At 60.7% G+C, this 18,057-nt stretch carries 19 protein-coding genes; 9 read left to right on the forward strand and 10 right to left on the reverse strand.

Translation table 11 applies throughout. The features are described 5' to 3' along the window. Positions 1-46 precede the first annotated feature (46 nt). From AC2TEL_RS20315 to AC2TEL_RS20345, 7 genes are read right to left on the reverse strand one after another with little or no spacing between them, the layout of a single operon-like run. Positions 47-322, reverse strand: coding sequence for a hypothetical protein (locus AC2TEL_RS20315; protein ID WP_480862904.1), 276 nt, complete (start codon positions 320-322; stop codon positions 47-49). Then, positions 319-924 carry a glycerol-3-phosphate 1-O-acyltransferase PlsY gene (gene plsY / locus AC2TEL_RS20320; RefSeq protein ID WP_480844319.1) on the reverse strand — a complete coding sequence of 202 codons (606 nt, stop codon included), beginning with the start codon at positions 922-924 and terminating at the stop codon, positions 319-321. Before plsY ends, AC2TEL_RS20315 begins: the two co-directional genes overlap by 4 nt. Continuing rightward, complete coding sequence (pyrC, locus tag AC2TEL_RS20325) at positions 924-2,204, reverse strand: dihydroorotase (RefSeq protein ID WP_480906568.1); 1,281 nt, start codon at positions 2,202-2,204, stop codon at positions 924-926. The genes plsY and pyrC overlap by 1 nt, the downstream gene beginning before the upstream one ends. Further along, positions 2,201-2,587, reverse strand: a complete 387-nt coding sequence (locus tag AC2TEL_RS20330) for a hypothetical protein (protein ID WP_480844321.1) — start codon at positions 2,585-2,587, stop codon at positions 2,201-2,203. The genes pyrC and AC2TEL_RS20330 overlap by 4 nt, the downstream gene beginning before the upstream one ends. Further along, complete coding sequence (locus AC2TEL_RS20335; protein ID WP_480844322.1) at positions 2,572-3,090, reverse strand: hypothetical protein; 519 nt, start codon at positions 3,088-3,090, stop codon at positions 2,572-2,574. The genes AC2TEL_RS20330 and AC2TEL_RS20335 overlap by 16 nt, the downstream gene beginning before the upstream one ends. Beyond that, entirely contained in the window at positions 3,087-4,022 is a 936-nt protein-coding gene (locus AC2TEL_RS20340; protein ID WP_480844323.1) for an aspartate carbamoyltransferase catalytic subunit, read from the reverse strand. The genes AC2TEL_RS20335 and AC2TEL_RS20340 overlap by 4 nt, the downstream gene beginning before the upstream one ends. A gap of 59 nt (positions 4,023-4,081) precedes the next feature. After that, positions 4,082-4,702 carry a scavenger receptor class F, member 2 gene (locus tag AC2TEL_RS20345; RefSeq protein WP_480906571.1) on the reverse strand — a complete coding sequence of 207 codons (621 nt, stop codon included), beginning with the start codon at positions 4,700-4,702 and terminating at the stop codon, positions 4,082-4,084. A gap of 96 nt (positions 4,703-4,798) precedes the next feature. On the opposite strand from AC2TEL_RS20345, the gene AC2TEL_RS20350 reads away from it, so the two are divergent. From AC2TEL_RS20350 to AC2TEL_RS20375, 6 genes are all read left to right on the forward strand, one after another. After that, entirely contained in the window at positions 4,799-5,566 is a 768-nt protein-coding gene (locus AC2TEL_RS20350; protein WP_480906574.1) for a uracil-DNA glycosylase, read from the forward strand. After that, positions 5,563-6,162, forward strand: coding sequence for a metallophosphoesterase family protein (locus AC2TEL_RS20355; protein WP_480906577.1), 600 nt, complete (start codon positions 5,563-5,565; stop codon positions 6,160-6,162). Before AC2TEL_RS20350 ends, AC2TEL_RS20355 begins: the two co-directional genes overlap by 4 nt. After that, the gene (locus tag AC2TEL_RS20360) at positions 6,159-6,779 is read left to right on the forward strand and encodes a LysE family translocator (protein ID WP_480906580.1); all 621 of its coding nucleotides are present in this window, start codon (positions 6,159-6,161) and stop codon (positions 6,777-6,779) included. The genes AC2TEL_RS20355 and AC2TEL_RS20360 overlap by 4 nt, the downstream gene beginning before the upstream one ends. Positions 6,780-6,785: 6 nt before the next feature. Beyond that, positions 6,786-7,328 (forward strand): molybdenum cofactor biosynthesis protein B, encoded by a 543-nt coding sequence (moaB, locus tag AC2TEL_RS20365; RefSeq protein WP_480906583.1) that lies wholly within the window; start codon positions 6,786-6,788, stop codon positions 7,326-7,328. Positions 7,329-7,434: 106 nt separating this feature from the next. After that, complete coding sequence (locus tag AC2TEL_RS20370) at positions 7,435-8,883, forward strand: efflux RND transporter periplasmic adaptor subunit (protein ID WP_480862906.1); 1,449 nt, start codon at positions 7,435-7,437, stop codon at positions 8,881-8,883. 5 nt (positions 8,884-8,888) lie between these two features. Next, positions 8,889-12,290, forward strand: coding sequence for an efflux RND transporter permease subunit (locus AC2TEL_RS20375; RefSeq protein ID WP_480844330.1), 3,402 nt, complete (start codon positions 8,889-8,891; stop codon positions 12,288-12,290). Here AC2TEL_RS20375 and AC2TEL_RS20380 read toward each other — a convergent pair. Next, the gene (locus AC2TEL_RS20380; protein WP_480906586.1) at positions 12,257-12,706 is read right to left on the reverse strand and encodes an NUDIX hydrolase; all 450 of its coding nucleotides are present in this window, start codon (positions 12,704-12,706) and stop codon (positions 12,257-12,259) included. The two genes, AC2TEL_RS20375 and AC2TEL_RS20380, sit on opposite strands and share 34 nt — an antisense overlap. A gap of 4 nt (positions 12,707-12,710) precedes the next feature. Then, positions 12,711-13,523: a protein-disulfide reductase DsbD domain-containing protein gene (locus AC2TEL_RS20385; RefSeq protein ID WP_480906589.1), complete on the reverse strand. Its 813-nt coding sequence runs from the start codon at positions 13,521-13,523 to the stop codon at positions 12,711-12,713. Positions 13,524-13,670: 147 nt separating this feature from the next. Between AC2TEL_RS20385 and AC2TEL_RS20390 the strand changes: the two genes are divergently transcribed. Beyond that, positions 13,671-14,225, forward strand: a complete 555-nt coding sequence (locus tag AC2TEL_RS20390; protein WP_480906592.1) for a YqgE/AlgH family protein — start codon at positions 13,671-13,673, stop codon at positions 14,223-14,225. Here AC2TEL_RS20390 and AC2TEL_RS20395 read toward each other — a convergent pair. Continuing rightward, positions 14,222-15,169: an L-threonylcarbamoyladenylate synthase gene (locus AC2TEL_RS20395; RefSeq protein ID WP_480906595.1), complete on the reverse strand. Its 948-nt coding sequence runs from the start codon at positions 15,167-15,169 to the stop codon at positions 14,222-14,224. The genes AC2TEL_RS20390 and AC2TEL_RS20395 overlap by 4 nt on opposite strands. A 136-nt stretch (positions 15,170-15,305) precedes the next feature. On the opposite strand from AC2TEL_RS20395, the gene AC2TEL_RS20400 reads away from it, so the two are divergent. Together AC2TEL_RS20400 and AC2TEL_RS20405 are read left to right on the forward strand one after the other, a co-directional pair. Continuing rightward, the gene (locus AC2TEL_RS20400) at positions 15,306-17,009 is read left to right on the forward strand and encodes an acyl-CoA dehydrogenase (RefSeq protein ID WP_480844335.1); all 1,704 of its coding nucleotides are present in this window, start codon (positions 15,306-15,308) and stop codon (positions 17,007-17,009) included. Between the two features lie 11 nt (positions 17,010-17,020). Beyond that, positions 17,021-18,055, forward strand: a complete 1,035-nt coding sequence (locus AC2TEL_RS20405; protein WP_480906598.1) for an MBL fold metallo-hydrolase — start codon at positions 17,021-17,023, stop codon at positions 18,053-18,055. Positions 18,056-18,057: the final 2 nt, after the last annotated feature.

The raw sequence follows: 18,057 nt of genomic DNA on the forward strand, positions 1-18,057 counted from the left end.
GTTCAAAGCAATCAATTGTGAATGTGCGGTCGTGAATATCAGGTGTTCATTTCCGCAGGTCTGGCCGAAAGGCCATGACAAAATCCACAACCTTTTCAACCGGCATTTCGCAGGGCCGCAACAATGATCCGCTATTTCGTGTCAGGTACAGATTAAGGCTGATGTAGTCTGTTCCGCCCAGTTCATGCGCAACCAGCTTGTGAGACTTTCCGCCTGCCAGTGAGGAACGGGTGGCAACGTACCGTCTGGGGCCGGCATTCCCGGTAAATGTCCCGGTCGGCAGGGCAAAAAACGCATTCAGAAACGGTTCGGTTGCAGTCACGACTTGCCGATTTTCGGCTCGGTTCCGGCTTTGATACGGGCAAGATTCGCGCTGTGCCGCCAATAGACAAGGACGGTCAGGAACAATCCCAGAATGAACGTCGATCCATTCGTCAGGACCATTACCCAGGTCGTCGACAGTGCGGCCGCGGCCAGTGCGCCCACGGACGAGATTCGCCAGATCGCGGCGGCAGCCAGCCAGGTCAGGCAGCAGGCAACGCCGACGCGCCAGTCCAGCGCCAGCCACAGGCCCAGAAAGGTCGCGACCCCTTTGCCACCCTTGAAACCCAGCCAGATAGGAAAGCAGTGACCCAGAAACGCAGTTGCCGCCGCAAACTGGGCGGCGTCTTCCCCGGCAAAGGTGCGCGCAAGCAGAACCGCTGCTGCGCCCTTGGCCCCGTCAAGGATCAACGTCAGTGCTGCCGCACCTTTATTACCGGTGCGCAGGACGTTGGTCGCACCGATATTGCCGGATCCGATTTTGCGCAGATTGCCCAGCCCCATGACGCGCGCAATGATCATGCCGAAGGGGATCGAACCCAAAAGATAACCCAGAACAGCCCATTGAAGCAGTTGGACGACGGTGCTGTCGAGTTGGGGCATCAGGCTCTCCGGTAGACTTCTTTTCCAGCGACATAGGTTGCGGTGACCTTACCCTGCATGCGCTGGCCGTCAAACGGCGTATTCTGGGATTTCGATTTCAGGGTGAAACGGTCCAGAACAAAGGGGACATCGGGATCAAAAAGAACCAGATCGGCGGGCGCACCCGCGGACAGACGACCCGTCTCCAGGCTCAGTCGTTTTGCGGGGTTCAGTGCCATTGCGCGGAACAGTGTCGGCAAATCCAGCTGATCCGCATGATACAGTCGCAAGGCCGCCGGCAACAGCGTCTCAAGCGCAACCGCGCCCGAGGCTGCCTCTTCAAATGGCAGTCGCTTGCTTTCCTCGTCCTGCGGGGTGTGCATCGAACTGATCGTGTCGATCAGACCGCTGCGCACTGCATCGATAACCGCCTGTCGGTCATCCTCGGATCGCAACGGCGGCTTGACCTTGAAGAAAGTGCGATAGTCGGCGACGTCCAGTTCATTCAAGGTCAGATGGTGGATCGAGGTGCCTGCGGTGATGTCCAGCCCATTCCTCTTGGCCCGTTCCAGCGCGGGCAAAGCGCGGGCGGTGGTGATCTGATCGGCGTGATAGGCCGCGCCGGTCATCTCAAGCAGCGCGATGTCGCGGTCCAGCCCCATCCGCTCGGCCATCGGCGATACGGCGGGCAGACCGCGCAGGGCGGCGAATTTTCCACTTGTCGCCGCGGCGCCATTGCTGAGACCCGGGTCCTGAGGATGGGCAATAACCAGCGCACCGCAGGATTTTGCATAGGTCAGAGCGCGGGAATACACCTTGGTATTGGCAACGACATGATCGCAATCCGTGAAGGCTATGGCACCTGCATCTTGCAAGAAACCGATCTCGGTCATCTCACGCCCTTCGCGGCCTTTGGTCAGTGCTGCCATCGGCAACACGTTGACCGGCGCATCGGCTTGCGCGCGGCGTGTCGCAAACTCCAGTGTTTCGGGCGTATCGACCGCCGGAATGGTGTCCGGGCGGGTGACAATCGTGGTCACTCCCCCGGCTGCGGCGGCGAGGCCTGCGGACTTGTAGCTCTCCTTATGACGCTCACCGGGCTCACAAACCTTGACGCCGATATCAACAATACCCGGAGCCAGGCAGTGTCCGGCGCAGTCAATGGTTTGCCCATCACCTGAAGGAGCTTCCCCGTCGCCTTTTCCAACGATCCGACCGCCGGCGACCTGCAACCATCCGATCGAGTCCTCCCTGGCCTCGGGGTCGATCAGTCGGGCGTTGGTGAAAAAAAAGTTGCTCATCTGATCGACCTTTCGATGGCGGCTTTCGTGGCGGCGGGGTCTGCCTGATATTTGATCAGGTGTTTGTCGCCGCCTTTGGTGACGACCTGGACAAAGCTGCCGATGGTGTTGACCGCCTCGATCTGGCTCAAGGCAACCTTTCGTGCGCCGGGACCGGAGAGAGCGGTGTCGGTCATCTGCCATGTGGCGACCAGTTCTTCCGACGCCAGATACCAGGCCCGGATACCGATCGCGGCAAGTCCGGCGGGTGCGCCAGTCCAGACATAGGGGCTTCCAATCAGCCAGAGCACGACCATCGCGCCCGCCATGGCTACCGCAGCAAGCCATGCGTTGGTGCGAACGTAGGCCCCTTTGTCAGGGGCGAAGGTTACAGGATCAGCCACAAGGCGCCTCCGAGAACCAGAAGGATCAAAAGGGCCAGAACAGCCGACCCGACGCGATTTTGTTTGTTTTCCTCAGGAGCGGATTGCGGTGCTGAGAATGGTTTGGCGCTTTCGGTCTCGATCATGCCGCCGGTCCAGTTGGTGGCCTCTTCGGTGTAGAGCCCGATCAGGTGCACCCGACGGTCGGGGATCAGCGTTGCCGCCCGTCCGCCAAACGCGGCGCTGCGCAGGACCATGACCCAGCCTTCGACGGCGTCCAAGGTGGCCCGGTTCAGTTGATCATCTGATACGCCGCAACCTTCGCTCAGGTATCCATAAAGGCCCAGATCTTCGAGGTCGGAGACCGGGAAAACGTCGATCTGCTCGGGGTCCAGCCCGGCGACACCCAGAACCTGGTCGGCGGCACCGGGTTCGCGCAGAAACTTCGCCTCTTCCGGGCGCATGTCCAGTGAAAACAGGCGCAACACGCCGCGTTCATGGGGGGCGACGGTCAGATTACTCATGCGGCATCCCTCAGATTGCGGGCCAACAGTTCCATTGCGGCCATTCGGACCGCAACACCCATTTCAACCTGCTCCTGAATGACCGAGCGGTTGATGTCGTCGGCCAGCGTGCCGTCAATCTCGACCCCCCGGTTCATCGGTCCGGGATGCATGACGATGGCATCGGGCTTGGCCAGCGCCAACTTGGCGGCGTCCAGACCGTAGCGGTGGTAGTATTCGCGTTCCGAGGGGATGAAGCCGCCGTCCATGCGTTCCTTCTGAAGGCGCAACATCATGACGACATCGACGTCTTTCAGGCCCTCGTTCATGTCGTCGTAGATCTCGGCTCCGAACTCGCCAAATTGCGACGGCACTAGCGTTGGCGGGCCGATCAGGCGGATGCGGTTCTCCATCTTGCCGAGCAGGATCAGGTTCGATCGCGCCACCCGGGAATGGGCGACATCCCCGCAAATGGCGATGTTCAACCGGTGCAGACGCCCCTTGGCGCGGCGGATCGTCAGCGCGTCCAACAGAGCCTGTGTCGGGTGCTCGTGCCGCCCGTCGCCCGCGTTCAGCACGGCGCAGTTCACCTTTTGCGCCAGCAGGTCGACCGCGCCGGAATGGGGGTGCCGCACCACCAGCAGATCGGGATGCATCGCGTTCAGCGTCATCGCCGTGTCGATCAGCGTTTCACCCTTTTTGATCGAGCTGGCCTGCATTGCCATGTTCATCACGTCCGCTCCCAGCCGCTTGCCGGCCAGTTCGAAACTGGCCTGCGTGCGGGTCGAGTTTTCGAAGAACATATTGATCTGCGTGAGGCCCGACAGAACGTCTGAATGCTTGGCCGATTGCCGGTTCAGGTCGACGTATTTTTCGGCAAGGTCGAGAATGGCGGTGATATCGGATTGCGACAGATGCTCGATGCCAAGAAGGTGACGATGGGCGAAACGCATGGGCGGGCTCCTGTCTGACAATCGGCCCGCTTATAGAAAGCCGCGCGCGCCTAGGCAACCTAAGGTTCGGTTCCTTCGGGCAGTTTCTCGCATCCGCCTTCGGGCAGGCAGCGCTCGTCGGGTTTGCACCATTTGCCGTAGCCGCAGTCAATCGCTTTGATCGGTACGCAGCCCTGATGTTCCGAGCATTTGAATCCGGGTCGACACTGCGATCCGGTTTCTTCGCACAGAAACCATCCGGGTCGCGAGCATCCGCCGCCCGGCAGGCAGGACGATCCCGCAGCGCAGGTTCGCCCGTCCTCGCAGGCAGTGGGCAGGCCCGGAGCGGCCGCACCCGGGTTGAATTCAGGGGTGATCCGTTCACATTCACCGCGCCCGTTGCAGAAACTGCCGCCGGGGCAGTCGAGCCGCGAGGTACATTTGTTTGCTCCTGCGGGCGCACAGCGCGTGCCACCTGCCACGCAGCGCTCGAATGGCCCGCAGGTGCGCCCTCCGCCGCAATAAGTGTGGCCCGGCGGGATGCATCTGCCGTCAAAGCTGCATCGCTGTCCGGCCGGGCAGCAGTTTCTGCCGCACTTGATCTGACCTGCCCGGCATTGGCCGGTTTTGTCATGGAAATGGGCCGCAACGGGATCGTTGCCTGCAACGGCAAACACCAGTCCGATCAAAAGGATTCGCATAGACAGCAACATGAATGCGGCCATGGTCGGTGCGACCGAGCGACATGGCAAGGTCTATTCGCTTCCCCTCAGCCCTCAGGCGAGTAAATTGATCGTATGGAATCGGGTTTGGACTATCACACTGCGCGGGCCCTGCTGGAATGGCAGGTGGAACTCGGCGTGACTGATGCTGTGGGAGACGCTCCGATTGACCGTTATGCGCTTCCGGATACAGCGCCCAAGGTCAAAAAGCCCGTGGCCGCAGCCGCGACACCGTCCAAACCCAAAAAAGTCGATGCGGCCGAAGTGGCGCTACAGGCCGCAAAATCGGCGAATTCGCTGTCTGAGTTGCGCGATGCGATGGAGGCTTTTGACCTTTGCGAATTGAAACGCGGCGCGCGGCAGTTGGTTTTCGCTGACGGTACTCCGGGCGCGCCGGTGATGATCATTGGCGAGGCACCCGGTCGCGACGAGGACCGTGAAGGAAAACCGTTTGTCGGCCGCGCCGGGCAACTTCTGGACCGAATGCTGGCGGCGATCGATCTGGATCGCAACCGGAACGTCTATATCACCAATGTCCTGCCTTGGAGGCCGCCGCAAAACCGCGATCCAAAGCCTGAGGAAATCGGGATGATGAAGCCGTTCCTGGAACGGCACGTCGCGCTGGCAAAGCCCGAAATTCTGGTGGTCATGGGAAACATCAGCTGTCAGGCCGTGCTGGGCAAACGAGGCATAACCCGCCTGCGCGGCCAATGGGACCAGGCGTTGAACTTGCCGGTGATTCCAATGTTCCACCCCGCCTATCTGCTGCGCCAACCGCAGATGAAGCGGCAGGCATGGGCGGATCTTCTGGAGCTGAAGGCAAGGATGGAGACCACGTCATGAAGATATTGGCCTTTTCCGACTTGCATATGGCCCGCAACAGGGCTGCGGATCTGGTTGCCGCCAGTGTCGACGCGGATCTGGTGATCGGAGCTGGGGACTATTGCAACATGCGTCAGGGGCTGGACGAAGCGATGGCAATGCTGTCGGGTATTTCGGCGCCGCTGGTTCTGGTGCCCGGCAATGCCGAAAGCGCCGGCGAATTGACCGATGCGGCGCCCGAAGGGGTGCATGTCCTGCACGGCTCGGGCATGACCGTGGATGGGGTGCGCCTGTTTGGGCTGGGCTACGGAGTGCCCGTAACACCGTTCGGAGACTGGTCCTGCGACCTGACTGAATCAGAGGCTACCGAGATGCTGGATCGCTGCGATACGGCGGACATAATGATCGTGCATTCCCCGCCGAAAGGCTATGGCGATACCACGTCACAGGGCGTGTCTGTGGGGTCTGTCGCGGTCAGGGACGCGATTGAACGGGTTCAACCCGTATTCGCCCTTTGCGGTCATATTCATGACAGTTGGGGTTATCGGGGCGCAATTGGGCGAACACAGGTGGCCAACCTCGGGCCAAGGGTAAGCTGGTTCGAGGTCGCGGCATGATCGAAACCGTTACCTTGCTGGCATTTGTGCCGGCCGCGCTGGTTCTGAACCTCACGCCCGGGGCGGATATGATGTTCTGTTTCGGACAGGGGCTGCGGTCCGGATCCGGATCGGCTCTGGCCGCCAGCGCCGGAATATCTGTTGGGTCCATGGTGCATGTCTTGTTGGCCGGGCTTGGGTTGGGCGCTGCGGTGTCCACAATGCCATGGCTTTTCGACGTCATCCGTTGGTTGGGGGTCGCCTACCTGCTTTACCTTGCGTGGGGTGCAATCCGAAACGGGGCGGTATCGGTTGATGGCCCTGCCAAGCCAACTCGATTTGCCTTCCGGGATGGTTTGGTCGTGAACCTGACCAATCCCAAGGTCATTCTGTTCGTTCTGGCCTTCATTCCTCAGTTCGTTGACCCGGCGCAGGGTTCGATCCTGCTGCAGTTCCTGATCTTCGGAGCCATCATCTCACTGGGTGGGTTCGTGGTGAATGGATTCGCCGGTATTTTTGCCGGGGGTGCGGGGCGGGTGCTGATCTCCAACCCCCGGGCATCTCGTATTTTGGGTTGGGTCACAGGCAGTATTTTTGCTGCTCTGGCGATCCGGCTTGCCATCATGGAAAGGGCCTGACGCCTTATGTCGCGAATTGATGAAAGCATGGAGTTCATTCCTGTCCGGATCGCCATTCTGACCGTTTCAGACACGCGATCAATTGAAGACGATCGGTCGGGCCAGACATTGGCGGATCGGATTGAACGGGCCGGGCATGTGCTGATTGATCGCCAGATCATTCGGGATGAACGCACCGAAGTTGCTGCTCAGCTACGCCTTTGGGTTGCGGACCCGGAGATAGATGTCGTGATCTCGACCGGCGGCACCGGCCTGACCGGTCGCGACGTCACCGTCGAGGCGCACAGAGACGTATATGAAAAGGAAATCGAGGCTTTCGGTACCGTGTTCACCATTGTTTCCATGGAAAAGATCGGCACCTCGGCCGTACAGTCCCGCGCCACGGGTGGCGTGGCTGGTGGCACGTATCTTTTTGCCCTTCCGGGAAGTCCCGGCGCCTGCAAGGATGCGTGGGATGCCATTCTGGAAAAGCAGTTCGATTACCGCCACCGGCCCTGTAATTTCGTGGAAATAATGCCCCGATTGGACGAAAATCTGCGACGGAAGTAGACTGGTTCAGCGTTTAACGCATCATAACCGCTTTGTGGCTTGGCAATTTTTGCCCTGCGGCTACCATTTGCGTCAGGCAGCATGTGCGACCGGAGTATAGTGATCGATGCGATTTCTGCGGCAAAGCCTTGTGGGTGTTTTCCTGGCGTTTTTGACGCTGGGCCTGTTGCTTGTGGCCGCTCAGATGATCGTTGGGGCGGTTCAGGATGTAATGACGCGTGACGCTCCGCCGACCGAGGCGCGGGAACGGATATTTGCGGTCACCGTCCGGACGGCGGAACCGGAAACGGTAACACCTTACCTGGAAGCTTTTGGTCAGGTCCAAAGCCGCCGCAGGCTGGAACTGCGCGCGGCCCTGGGCGGGCGCGTCATATCGCTGGCCGATGATTTCGAAGATGGCGGCACGGTGACCGCTGGCGAATTGCTGGTCGAGCTTGATCCTGCCGACATGCAATCGGCGCTGGATCGCGCCAAATCCGATCTGTTGGATGCGCAATTCGAAGAGCGTGACGCGGAACGCTCGCTGCTGCTGGCGCAGGACGAATTGAAATCGGCCGAAGCACAGGCCGAGCTTCGGGAACGGGCGTTGCAGCGCCAACGGGATCTGCAATCGCGCGGCGTTGGGGCAGCTGCCAGCGTTGAAGAGGCGGAACTGGCCGCGACCTCCGCCCAACAAGCCGTGCTGTCCAGCCGTATCAACTTGGCGCAGGCAGAGTCACGGGTCGATCAGGCAACGACTCTTCTGTCCCGCGCTCGGATCGCGCTGGAAGGGGCCGAGCGTGATCTGGAGGACATGACCATACACGCCCGATTTGCCGGAACTCTGACGGGGGTCACTCTGGTCGAAGGTCGGCTTGTTGCAGCGAATGAAAAACTGGCCGAGTTGGTGGACCCGAATGCGCTGGAAGTCGCATTCCGGGTTTCAACTGCGCAATACGTGCGATTGTTGGACGATGCGGGCGATCTGATCGCCGCGCCGGTCACCGTTTCACTGGAGGTGACCGGGACTGACTTGGTGGCTACAGGACGCATCAGCCGCGACAGCGGTTCGGCAGGCGAAGGACAGACAGGGCGTCTGATTTATGCGCGCCTGGATGAAGCGCCGGGGTTCAAACCGGGGGATTTCGTCACGGTCTCGGTGCAAGAGCAAGCATTGGACAATGTCGTGCGGTTGCCGTCCTCGGTGTTGGACGCGACTGGCAATGTTCTGGTTCTCGGCGCGGATGACCGGCTGGAGCCGTTGCCGGTGCAGCTGATCCGACGTCAGGGTGACGAGGTTCTGTTGCGGGGCGAAGGTCTGGCGGGGCGCGAGGTTGTGATTGGCCGCACGCCGCTGCTGGGTTCGGGTGTTCGCGTGCGCCCGCTGCGGGTCGAGGCCGGTGCCGGGCCTGACATGGTCGAGTTGTCGGACGAAAAGCGCGCTCAGTTGATGGCGCAGGTCGAAGCCAGCGAAGCCATGCCGCAGGCCGACAAGGACAAAGTGCTGGGCCAGCTTCGAGAAAGCAGCGTGCCCGCATCGCTTGTGCGCCGGCTTGAAACCCGCGCCGGGGGTTAACGGGCATGATGCGCGAGATTCCCGGTGCGGCAGGCGGCGTCCTCAGCTATTTCACCCGCCACCGGACGGTCGCGAACCTGTTGCTGCTGGTTATGCTGGTTCTGGGCGCTGCCGCCATTCCGAACATGCGGGCGCAGTTCTTTCCGGATGTGATCCTGGAATCTGTCATTGTGGACATCGAATGGGAGGGCGCGGGCCCCGAGGATGTGGACAATGGCATCATACAATTGCTGGAACCCGCGCTTTTGGCGGTCGAAGGAGTTGCCGCGACTGAATCGACCTCTCGCGAGGGATCGGCGCGTATCGATCTGGAGTTTGAGCCTAACTGGGACATGTCCCGCGCCGTTGAAGAGGTTCGAACCGCTATCGACGGTGTGACAAACCTGCCTGCGGATTCCGAAGAACCCACAATCCGACGCGCGGCCTGGCGGGACCGCGTAACAGACGTCGTTATCACCGGGCCGATTGAATCGGAACAACTGGCGAAATTCACGGATGAGTTGATCAACCGCCTGTTTGCAGCGGGCGTGACCAGGACCACAATCCGGGGTCTGGCTGCCCCGCGTATCGTGGTTGAGGTTCCCACAGCACAACTGATCGCCAATGACATTTCGCTGTCCGAAATCTCCTCGGCCATCGCGGCCGAAGTGACGGCCAATCCGGCCGGAGACGTGACCGGGGCAAACGCCCGTATTCGGACCGGCGCGGAAAAACGCACACCTGAAGAAATCGAAGGAATTGCGCTTCGCACATTCGCGGACGGTTCCAAACTGGTCGTCGGGGACGTTGCGGAAATCCGCGTTGAAGGGGTCAACCGCAACCGAAGCTATTTTGTCGGCGATAACCCGGCAATGTCCATCCGGGTGGACAGGTCCAACCTGGGAGATGCGATCGGGATTCAGCGCACGGTTGAAGACGTGGTGCAGGAAATGCAGGCCAGCCTGCCGGAAGGGATCACAATCGAGCTGATACGCACCCGGGCGCAGGCCATCACTGACCGTCTGGATATTTTGGTCGACAACGGCCTCGTCGGGCTGGGCCTTGTTGTCTGCCTGCTGTTTCTGTTCCTCAACGCGCGCATTGCCTTTTGGGTGGCGGCGGGTATTCCCGTGGCGATGTCCGCTGCAATTGCGTTGATGTATCTGGGCGGTCTTTCGATCAATATGGTGTCGCTGTTCGGCCTGATCATCACACTTGGGATCGTGGTGGACGATGCCATCGTTGTGGGCGAACACGCCGATTTCCGCGCCCGCCGTCTGGGCGAGGCACCCATGGTTGCCGCTGAACGCGCTGCGCGTCGTATGGCGATGCCGGTCTTTGCCGCGACCCTGACCACCGTTATCGCATTTTTCGGGCTGACGGCGATTGGCGGACGGTTTGGTGAGCTGATCCGTGACATTCCTTTCACCGTGATTGCCGTGCTGATCGCCTCTTTGATCGAGTGCTTCCTGATCCTGCCCAACCACATGGCCCATGCCATTGCGCATTCGGCCAAGGAACACTGGTACGATCTGCCTAACCGCGTGGTGAACCGGGGGTTCCGCTGGGTTCGCGATCACCTGTTCCGCCCGCTGGTCGCCTGGGTTGTCTGGGCGCGCTATGTGGTCGTGGCGCTGATGTTGGTGATACTCGCCAGTCAGATTGCGTTGTTTATCAGAGGCGACGTGAACTGGCGGTTCTTCAATGCGCCCGAACGCGGTTCGGTCACCGGCAATTTCATCATGGTCGAAGGCGCCACCCGGTCGGATACGCTGGAAATGATGCGCATTGTTCAGCAGGCGGCTGAAGAACTGGGCCAGATTTACGAAGAGCGCCATGGACTCAATCCCATTGACTATGTTCTGGCCGAGGTCGGAGGCTCCGCTGGATGGGGTCTGTCCGCCGCTGACGGCAAGGATACCGACTTGTTGGGCGGAATCTCGATCGAGCTGATCGATGCCGACCTGCGACCTTATTCCAGTTTCGAGTTTGTGGGCGAGTTGCAGGACTTCGTGCCGCGCCATCCCAAGGTCGAGCTGCTCAGCTTTCGGGGCTGGCGTTCGGGGCCGGGCGGTGACGCCATTGAAGTTCTGTTCTATGGGGCGGATGTAAACACGCTGAAATCAGCGTCCGAGGACCTTCAGACGGCCTTGTCCAAGTACACTGAGGTATCCGCGCTCGAGGATGACCTGGCCTATGACAAGGAAGAGTTTATCCTGGACCTGACCGCACAGGGCGAGGCGCTGGGTTTCCGCATTGAAACCCTGGGTCGCGTTTTGCGGGATCGGCTGAACGGTGTCGAGGCCGCCACCTTCCCGGATGGGCCACGCAGTACCGAGATTCGCGTGGAACTGCCCGAGAATGAGCTGACCGCCGATTTCCTGGAGCGCACGCTGATGCGGTCGCCGGACGGCGTCTATGTGCCGCTGGCCGATATCGTCTCGGTCGAGCGGAAGTCGGGTTTTTCAATCATTCGTCGTGAAAACGGTCTGCGGGTGATAACCGTGGGCGGTGACATTTCCGAAGATGATCCGGCGCAGGCCGCAGAAATCGCGCGGGCCATACGCGAAGATATCCTGCCCAAAATCGAGGCTGAGCGACAGGTCAAATGGTATATGGCAGGCCTCAGTGAGCAGGAGGATCAGTTTCTTGCCGAAGCGCGCACCGGACTGATTTTGTGTCTGACCGGCATCTATCTGGTGTTGGCGTGGGTCTTTGCCAGCTGGACACGGCCGCTTGTCGTGATGGCGATTATCCCCTTTGGCCTGGTGGGGGCGATCTGGGGGCATTACATTTGGGACGTGCCGCTCAGCATGTTTACCGTTGTGGGCCTGTTGGGAATGACCGGGATTGTGATCAACGACTCGATCGTTCTGGTGACGACGATAGACGCATATCAGCAGGATCGCGGGCTAGTGCCCTCGATTGTCGAAGGGGCAGCAGACCGGTTGCGCCCGGTAATGCTGACAACACTCACCACCGTATTGGGCCTGACGCCGCTGCTGTATGAGGGTTCGCAACAGGCGCAATTCCTCAAGCCAACGGTAATCACGCTGGTCTACGGGCTGGGCTTTGGAATGTTGCTGGTTCTGCTGCTGGTGCCCGCGCTGCTGGCTATCCTGAATGATATTACCCGCCCAATGATTGCCATGCGCCGCGCATTGCGGGCACCGGATGTCGTGGTGCGACGGGCCGTGTCGGCAACCGGATTCGTTCTTGCACTTTGGTTGGCAGTTTCGATGATTTGGCCGGCCGTTTCAGGAGCGCCTATGGTGCCGCTCGCGGATCTTTACCCCGGCGAGGACGGGCCGAGCGCGCTGCAGATGGGTCTTGGTGTCTTTGCAGCCGGGGCAGCGGTGATACTGCTGATCGGGGTCGTGGTATCGGGGTTGCTTTACGCGCGTTTGTCCGGGCGCGCCAAAGTCTGATCACGGTGCAACGCAGTTTTCAACAGATCGGAGACACGATCGCTCATCGGTAAATTTTTGCTTATGATTTGGTCGACCGGGAACCAACGGGCCTCGCGTGCATCGTCACCTGCCACGGGTGTACCTGATTGATACTCGCAGGCCACGCCAACCAGCAGGTAGTGCGCGCTCACCTCGCCGTTGTCGTCGCGATGCAGCAGGTCGAAATTTTCGAGATAAGACTGTGGATGTGCAGTTACGCTGGTTTCTTCAATCAATTCGCGCGCTGCGGCCTGCGCTACAGTTTCGCCCCATTCAACATGCCCGCCCGGAAACCCCCATAGGCCCGCGTCGGGCTGTTTGTTGCGCCGAACAAGCAACACCTGATCACGATGAACGACAACGGCCAATGCGCCGATTTTTGGAGAACGGCTCATAGCATCAGCCAGCGCTACACCCGCGAATGTCCACTGCGTGATTTGCGCCAAGAACGGTGATCCGAACCTCGGACCGATCCAATGCAAAGGGCGCGCCAGAGGCGCTGATGACCTCGGATCGGGCAATCAGGGTGTTCCCTCGCCGTTCGGCCTCGGATTGCGAGGCCCATAGCGCGGGATTGCCCGGCTCGATGACTGCAACTTCGGTTCCACCCGCCGATGGCATGGTGATGTGTGCCTCGATCCGCATGCCGTCTTCTGTGGGTGTCAAATGACACGACGCACCTGCCACCCCGGCCTCGCGCGCAGAAAACGGTCGTTGCGCCAGCGCGGCGGCAATTGCCGGATTGCGCCCCGCTTCTGCGTCGAGCGTATGATCGAAGTTCAGTTTACCAGGGACACAGACGTCCTTGCAGATGCCCAGGTCCATTTCGCCCTTCAATCGCACGGGTTTGGCCGGGTTCTTGGGAGTGATCTCGACCGGCAGCACAAGTTGGTTTTCGTACCCGATGGATTGCAGACCGTTTTGGTCGAAGATATGCGGTGCTGGCCAAGTAATCGAGATTTCGCCCACATTGCGCGAGCGGCTCCAGTCGAATTGCGGCGGAATGCCAGCATCACCCGGCGCGCGCCAATAGGTCTTCCAGCCGTCCTTCAGCGTCAGGCGCAACGCGCCCTGATAGGTTCCATCTGCAGTTTTGCCGCCGTCCAGAACTTCCAGTTGAACAAGCTGTTCCACACCCTGACCAAGGGCAGGGGCCGCCAAACTCAGGCCGGCGATCAGAGCGGTCGCGGCGGGTTTCCAGAGCGTTCTCATAGCCTATAGATGCGCCTTGCAGACCAAATTGCCAAGTCACGTTCCGGTCACTTTGATGAATTCCATCAGAATTGCCGTTGATCCCTTGCCAATCCCCTTCTTGCAGGGCCATTGTTGTAGGATAGCAGAGCAAAGAGTTGCCCGCATATGGACCTGACCGGAAAACTGTTGATTGCGATGCCCGGCATGGGTGATCCGCGTTTCGAACACTCGGTTGTTTACATGTGCAGCCATGAGGATGACGGGGCGATGGGGCTTATCGTCAACAAACCCTCGGATTTGCGAATCAAAACCCTGCTGGAACAGCTTAACATCGCGTGCCGCATCCCGGTCGTAGGCGAGCGGCTGGTGCATTTTGGCGGTCCGGTCGAAATGTCACGCGGGTTCGTCCTGCATTCTTCGGATTACGAGGCCAATCTGCACTCGATGCATATCAGCAACGACTTCAGCATGACCGCGACGATGGATGTCCTCGAGGATCTGGCCTCGGGCCGGGGGCCGCTGAATGCGATGGTGACGCTGGGCTATTCCGGATGGGGTCCCGGCCAGCTTGAGGATGAGATCGCCATGAATGGCTGGTTGACGACGGATGCCGACCCCAGATTGGTGTTCGACCTGCCCGATGACGAGAAATGGGAGGCGGCGCTGGCCACCCTTGGCGTCGACCCGCTGACATTGTCGGCCAGCGCGGGCCGCGCCTAGCCTCTTGGTGCGGCGGCCCGGCGCAGCCGGTCGTTGATGGCAGCACCCAGACCATCAACGGGGATCGGCGTTACGGCGATTGGGCGGCCGGAGCTATCCAGATCGTGCAGGGTTGCAAACAGGTTGGCCGCGGCCTCGGCCAAATCGCCTTTGGCGGACAGGTTTACGTCACAGTCCACCGAACCGAACCCCAACAAGATCTCGTCGCCCTGACGTGTCTCGGCGTTCAGACGAACCGGAGCTTCGGGCGCGTAGTGCGATTGTAGCTGGCCGGGTGCCGTCAACACATCATGTGCCTGGTGGAGGTGCAGCCTGGCATTCAGAACCTCTTCGATCTGATCCAGCGCGACGCCACCGGGGCGCAACAGAGTAGGCTCTCCGGCCAGCCCGACGATGGTGGATTCCAGCCCGACACCGCACGGACCGTCATCGAGAACCGCAGCGATCCGCCCATCCAGCCCGGCGCGAACGTGTTCCGCTGTGGTTGGGCTGATCCGGCCTGACGGATTGGCCGAGGGCGCTGCGACGGGTCCGTCGACCGCCTGCAACAATGCGCGCGCTGTCGGATGCGCCGGAACCCGAACTGCCAATGTGTCCAGCCCGGCAGTGACCAGCGATGAAACGTCATGCCCCGGACGCAGTGGCAGGACCAAAGTCAACGGACCGGGCCAGAAGGCACTTGCCAGTTGATCGGCCTGATCCGTCCACTCGACGAACCGTTGGGCCGCCTCGACCGAGGCGACATGTGCAATCAGCGGGTTAAAGCTGGGCCGTTCCTTGGCGGCGTAGATCGCCGCGACCGCTTCACCGTTCAGCGCATCCCCGCCCAGCCCGTAAACCGTCTCGGTCGGGAAAGCGACCAACTGGCCCTGCCGCAGCAGGTCGGCAGCTTGCGCCAACCCGGCGGGATCGGCAGACAAATACTCGGTGCGGTAAGGGATCATGGGTCGTGACGCCGCGTTTTGGTTGCTTGCAACATGTGGAAGGGTAGGTAATCGTCCCAGCCCAGATGATTACCGGTGCGGCTTGCGGATTCCAAGCCCGCACGTCACAACCTTCAAAAGACCTTCGAGGGAAGCCATGCCATATCGCGCCCCACTCTCCGATTATCAGTTCCTGCTGGACCATGTGGTCGGCTTTGACAGGATTGCCGAAACCGAGACATTCTCGGAGGCCAGCGCCGACGTGGTCAGCGCCATCCTGACCGAAGCAGGCAAAATGTGCGAAGAGGTCATGGCCCCGCTTCAACGTCCCGGCGATCTGGAACCGGCGCGGTTGGAAAATGGCGTGCTGCGCACCTCTCCCGGCTATGCCGAAGGATGGAAAGCCATTGCCGAGGGCGGGTGGATCGGCATGAGCGGTAACCCGGAATATGGCGGCATGGGCCTGCCGATGACCGTCACCACTGCGGTGAACGAGATGATGAGCGCGGCCTGCCTGTCGCTGCAACTGGCCCCGCTGATGAGCCAGGGTCAGATCGAAGCGCTGGAGCATCACGCTTCGGACGCGCTGAAAGAGCTGTATCTGCCCAAGCTGATTTCGGGTGAATGGTCCGGAACCATGAACCTGACCGAGGCGCAAGCCGGTTCGGATGTCGGCGCGCTGACCTCCAAGGCTGAGCCGAATGGCGATGGGACCTACGCCGTTACCGGGCAGAAGATCTTCATCTCGTGGGGCGACAACGACTTTTGCGAGAACGTGTGCCATCTGGTTCTGGCGCGTTTGCCGGATGGGGTGCCGGGAACAAAGGGGATCTCGCTGTTTCTGGTGCCGAAGTTCATCCCTGACGAGAACGGCGACCCCGGTGCTGCCAACGACCTGAAAGTGGTCTCGCTGGAGCACAAGATGGGCCTGCATGGCTCGCCCACCTGCGTGATGCAGTATGACGGGGCCAGGGGCTGGCTTGTGGGGCACGAGCATGGCGGTATGGCGGCCATGTTCACCATGATGAACAACGCGCGCCTCGGTGTCGGCGGGCAGGGCGTCGGTGCGGCGGAAGGGGCCTATCAGCATGCGCTGGCCTACGCGTTGGAACGCAAACAGGGCAAGACGCCCTCGGGCGCCATCATCGACCATGCGGATGTGCGCCGGATGCTGATGGACATGCGCGCCGATGTTTTTGCGGCGCGGGCGATCATGCTGGCCAATGCCGCGGCCATCGACATGGCACAGGCAACCGGGGATTCCGACTGGGCAGCGCGGGCGGCTTTGCTGACGCCGATCGGCAAGGTGTTTGGTACACAGACCGGGATGCGGGTGTCTGAGACCGGTGTGCAGGTGCATGGCGGTATGGGCTTTATCGAGGAAACCGGAGCCGCACAGTATTATCGCGATGTGCGCGTTACTGCGATTTACGAAGGCACCAACGGCATTCAGGCCATGGACCTTGTTGGACGCAAGATGATGGACGGCGGCGACGCAGCCTCGCGCCTGCTGGACGAGATCGAGGATCAGGCTGAGAAGGCGCGCGCCACTCTACCTGAACTTGCCGGCCCGGTTTGGGAGGCAACAGAGTCCCTGCGCGAAGTGACCGAGTGGCTGGTTTCGCAAACCGAAATGGCCAACCGCTTTGCCGGCGCATCAGCTTATTTGGCCGCCTTTGCGCGCGTTCTTGGCGCGCATTACCATTTGTCCGCGGCACTGGCCGACCCCAACGGCGCGCGGGCTAAACTGGCGCGGTATTACATCAACGCTTTGCTGCCCGAACATGCGGGTCTGCTGGCGCAGGCGCAGAAAGGCGCAGATGACCTTTATGCGCTGGGCATCGAAGAGTTGGCGGTCTGATGGACGGCGATATGGGGCAGATTATCCGGTATCCCTGGGGCGAACCTCCGGCCCACGGTGAAGCTGTCGAAGTTGCCGACGGAGTGTTATGGATACGACTGCCGCTGCCGATGGCGTTGGACCATGTGAATGTCTATGCGCTTGACGATGGTGACGGCTGGACGGTGATCGACACGGGGCTGTCATCGAAGAAGACACGCGCCATCTGGGAAAACCTGATGGCGGGGCCGTTGTCGGGCAAACCTGTCAACCGGGTTGTCGTCACGCATCACCATCCCGACCATGTCGGCAATGCCGGATGGTTCCAATCCGAACATGGGGCCGAGTTGGTGACGACGCGCACGGCATGGCTGTTCGCGCGCATGTTGTCGCTGGACGTTCAGGAAATCTGGCCACAGGAGACACTGAACTACTATCGCAGTGCCGGCATGGCTGCGGATGTTCTGGCCAAGCGGATGGCGGATCGCCCATTTAATTTCGCAGACGTGGTTTATCCGATGCCGCTGGGCTTTACCCGGGTCAAGCAGGGCAACGTGATCCGCATGGGCGGGCGCGACTGGGACGTGCACATGGGCAATGGCCACGCCCCCGAGCATGCAACGTTCTGGTGTCGCGACGATAATCTGGTGCTGACCGGCGATCAGATCCTCAGCTCGATCAGTTCAAATCTTGGGGTCTACGCCACCGAGCCCATGGCGGACCCGGTTGCGGATTGGCTTGAGTCCTGCGAGCGTTTGAAACTCTTGGCGCGACCGGATCATCTGGTGCTGGGAGGGCACAAACTGCCCTTTACCGGGCTGCCGGTGCGGATGCGGCAACTGATCGAAAATCACCATGGCGCGTTGGATCGATTGATGAGCGATCTGGACCATCCCAAAACTGCGGCCGACTGTTTTACGGCTTTGTTCAAGCGTCCGATCAAGGAAGGCGAGTATGGCCTCGCGCTGGTCGAGGCGGTTGCACATCTGAACCATCTCTACCACATTGATGCTGTCACCCGCTCGCGTCGTGCGGACGGGGCGTGGGAGTATCAGCGCAAAGGGTAGCC

Source organism: Ruegeria sp. HKCCD9138 (assembly GCF_057220975.1).

Excerpts from the sequence above, each read along its gene's own strand:
- AC2TEL_RS20335 (WP_480844322.1), bottom strand. The coding sequence starts at position 3,090 with ATGAGTAATCTGACCGTCGCCCCCCATGAACGCGGCGTGTTGCGCCTG.
- AC2TEL_RS20390 (WP_480906592.1), top strand. The coding sequence starts at position 13,671 with ATGGACCTGACCGGAAAACTGTTGATTGCGATGCCCGGCATGGGTGAT.
- pyrC (WP_480906568.1), bottom strand. The coding sequence starts at position 2,204 with ATGAGCAACTTTTTTTTCACCAACGCCCGACTGATCGACCCCGAGGCC.
- AC2TEL_RS20395 (WP_480906595.1), bottom strand. The coding sequence starts at position 15,169 with ATGATCCCTTACCGCACCGAGTATTTGTCTGCCGATCCCGCCGGGTTG.
- plsY (WP_480844319.1), bottom strand. The coding sequence starts at position 924 with ATGCCCCAACTCGACAGCACCGTCGTCCAACTGCTTCAATGGGCTGTT.
- AC2TEL_RS20350 (WP_480906574.1), top strand. The coding sequence starts at position 4,799 with ATGGAATCGGGTTTGGACTATCACACTGCGCGGGCCCTGCTGGAATGG.
- AC2TEL_RS20400 (WP_480844335.1), top strand. The coding sequence starts at position 15,306 with ATGCCATATCGCGCCCCACTCTCCGATTATCAGTTCCTGCTGGACCAT.
- AC2TEL_RS20375 (WP_480844330.1), top strand. The coding sequence starts at position 8,889 with ATGATGCGCGAGATTCCCGGTGCGGCAGGCGGCGTCCTCAGCTATTTC.
- AC2TEL_RS20380 (WP_480906586.1), bottom strand. The coding sequence starts at position 12,706 with ATGAGCCGTTCTCCAAAAATCGGCGCATTGGCCGTTGTCGTTCATCGT.
- AC2TEL_RS20405 (WP_480906598.1), top strand. The coding sequence starts at position 17,021 with ATGGGGCAGATTATCCGGTATCCCTGGGGCGAACCTCCGGCCCACGGT.
- AC2TEL_RS20355 (WP_480906577.1), top strand. The coding sequence starts at position 5,563 with ATGAAGATATTGGCCTTTTCCGACTTGCATATGGCCCGCAACAGGGCT.
- AC2TEL_RS20345 (WP_480906571.1), bottom strand. The coding sequence starts at position 4,702 with ATGCGAATCCTTTTGATCGGACTGGTGTTTGCCGTTGCAGGCAACGAT.
- AC2TEL_RS20340 (WP_480844323.1), bottom strand. The coding sequence starts at position 4,022 with ATGCGTTTCGCCCATCGTCACCTTCTTGGCATCGAGCATCTGTCGCAA.
- moaB (WP_480906583.1), top strand. The coding sequence starts at position 6,786 with ATGTCGCGAATTGATGAAAGCATGGAGTTCATTCCTGTCCGGATCGCC.
- AC2TEL_RS20385 (WP_480906589.1), bottom strand. The coding sequence starts at position 13,523 with ATGAGAACGCTCTGGAAACCCGCCGCGACCGCTCTGATCGCCGGCCTG.
- AC2TEL_RS20370 (WP_480862906.1), top strand. The coding sequence starts at position 7,435 with ATGCGATTTCTGCGGCAAAGCCTTGTGGGTGTTTTCCTGGCGTTTTTG.
- AC2TEL_RS20360 (WP_480906580.1), top strand. The coding sequence starts at position 6,159 with ATGATCGAAACCGTTACCTTGCTGGCATTTGTGCCGGCCGCGCTGGTT.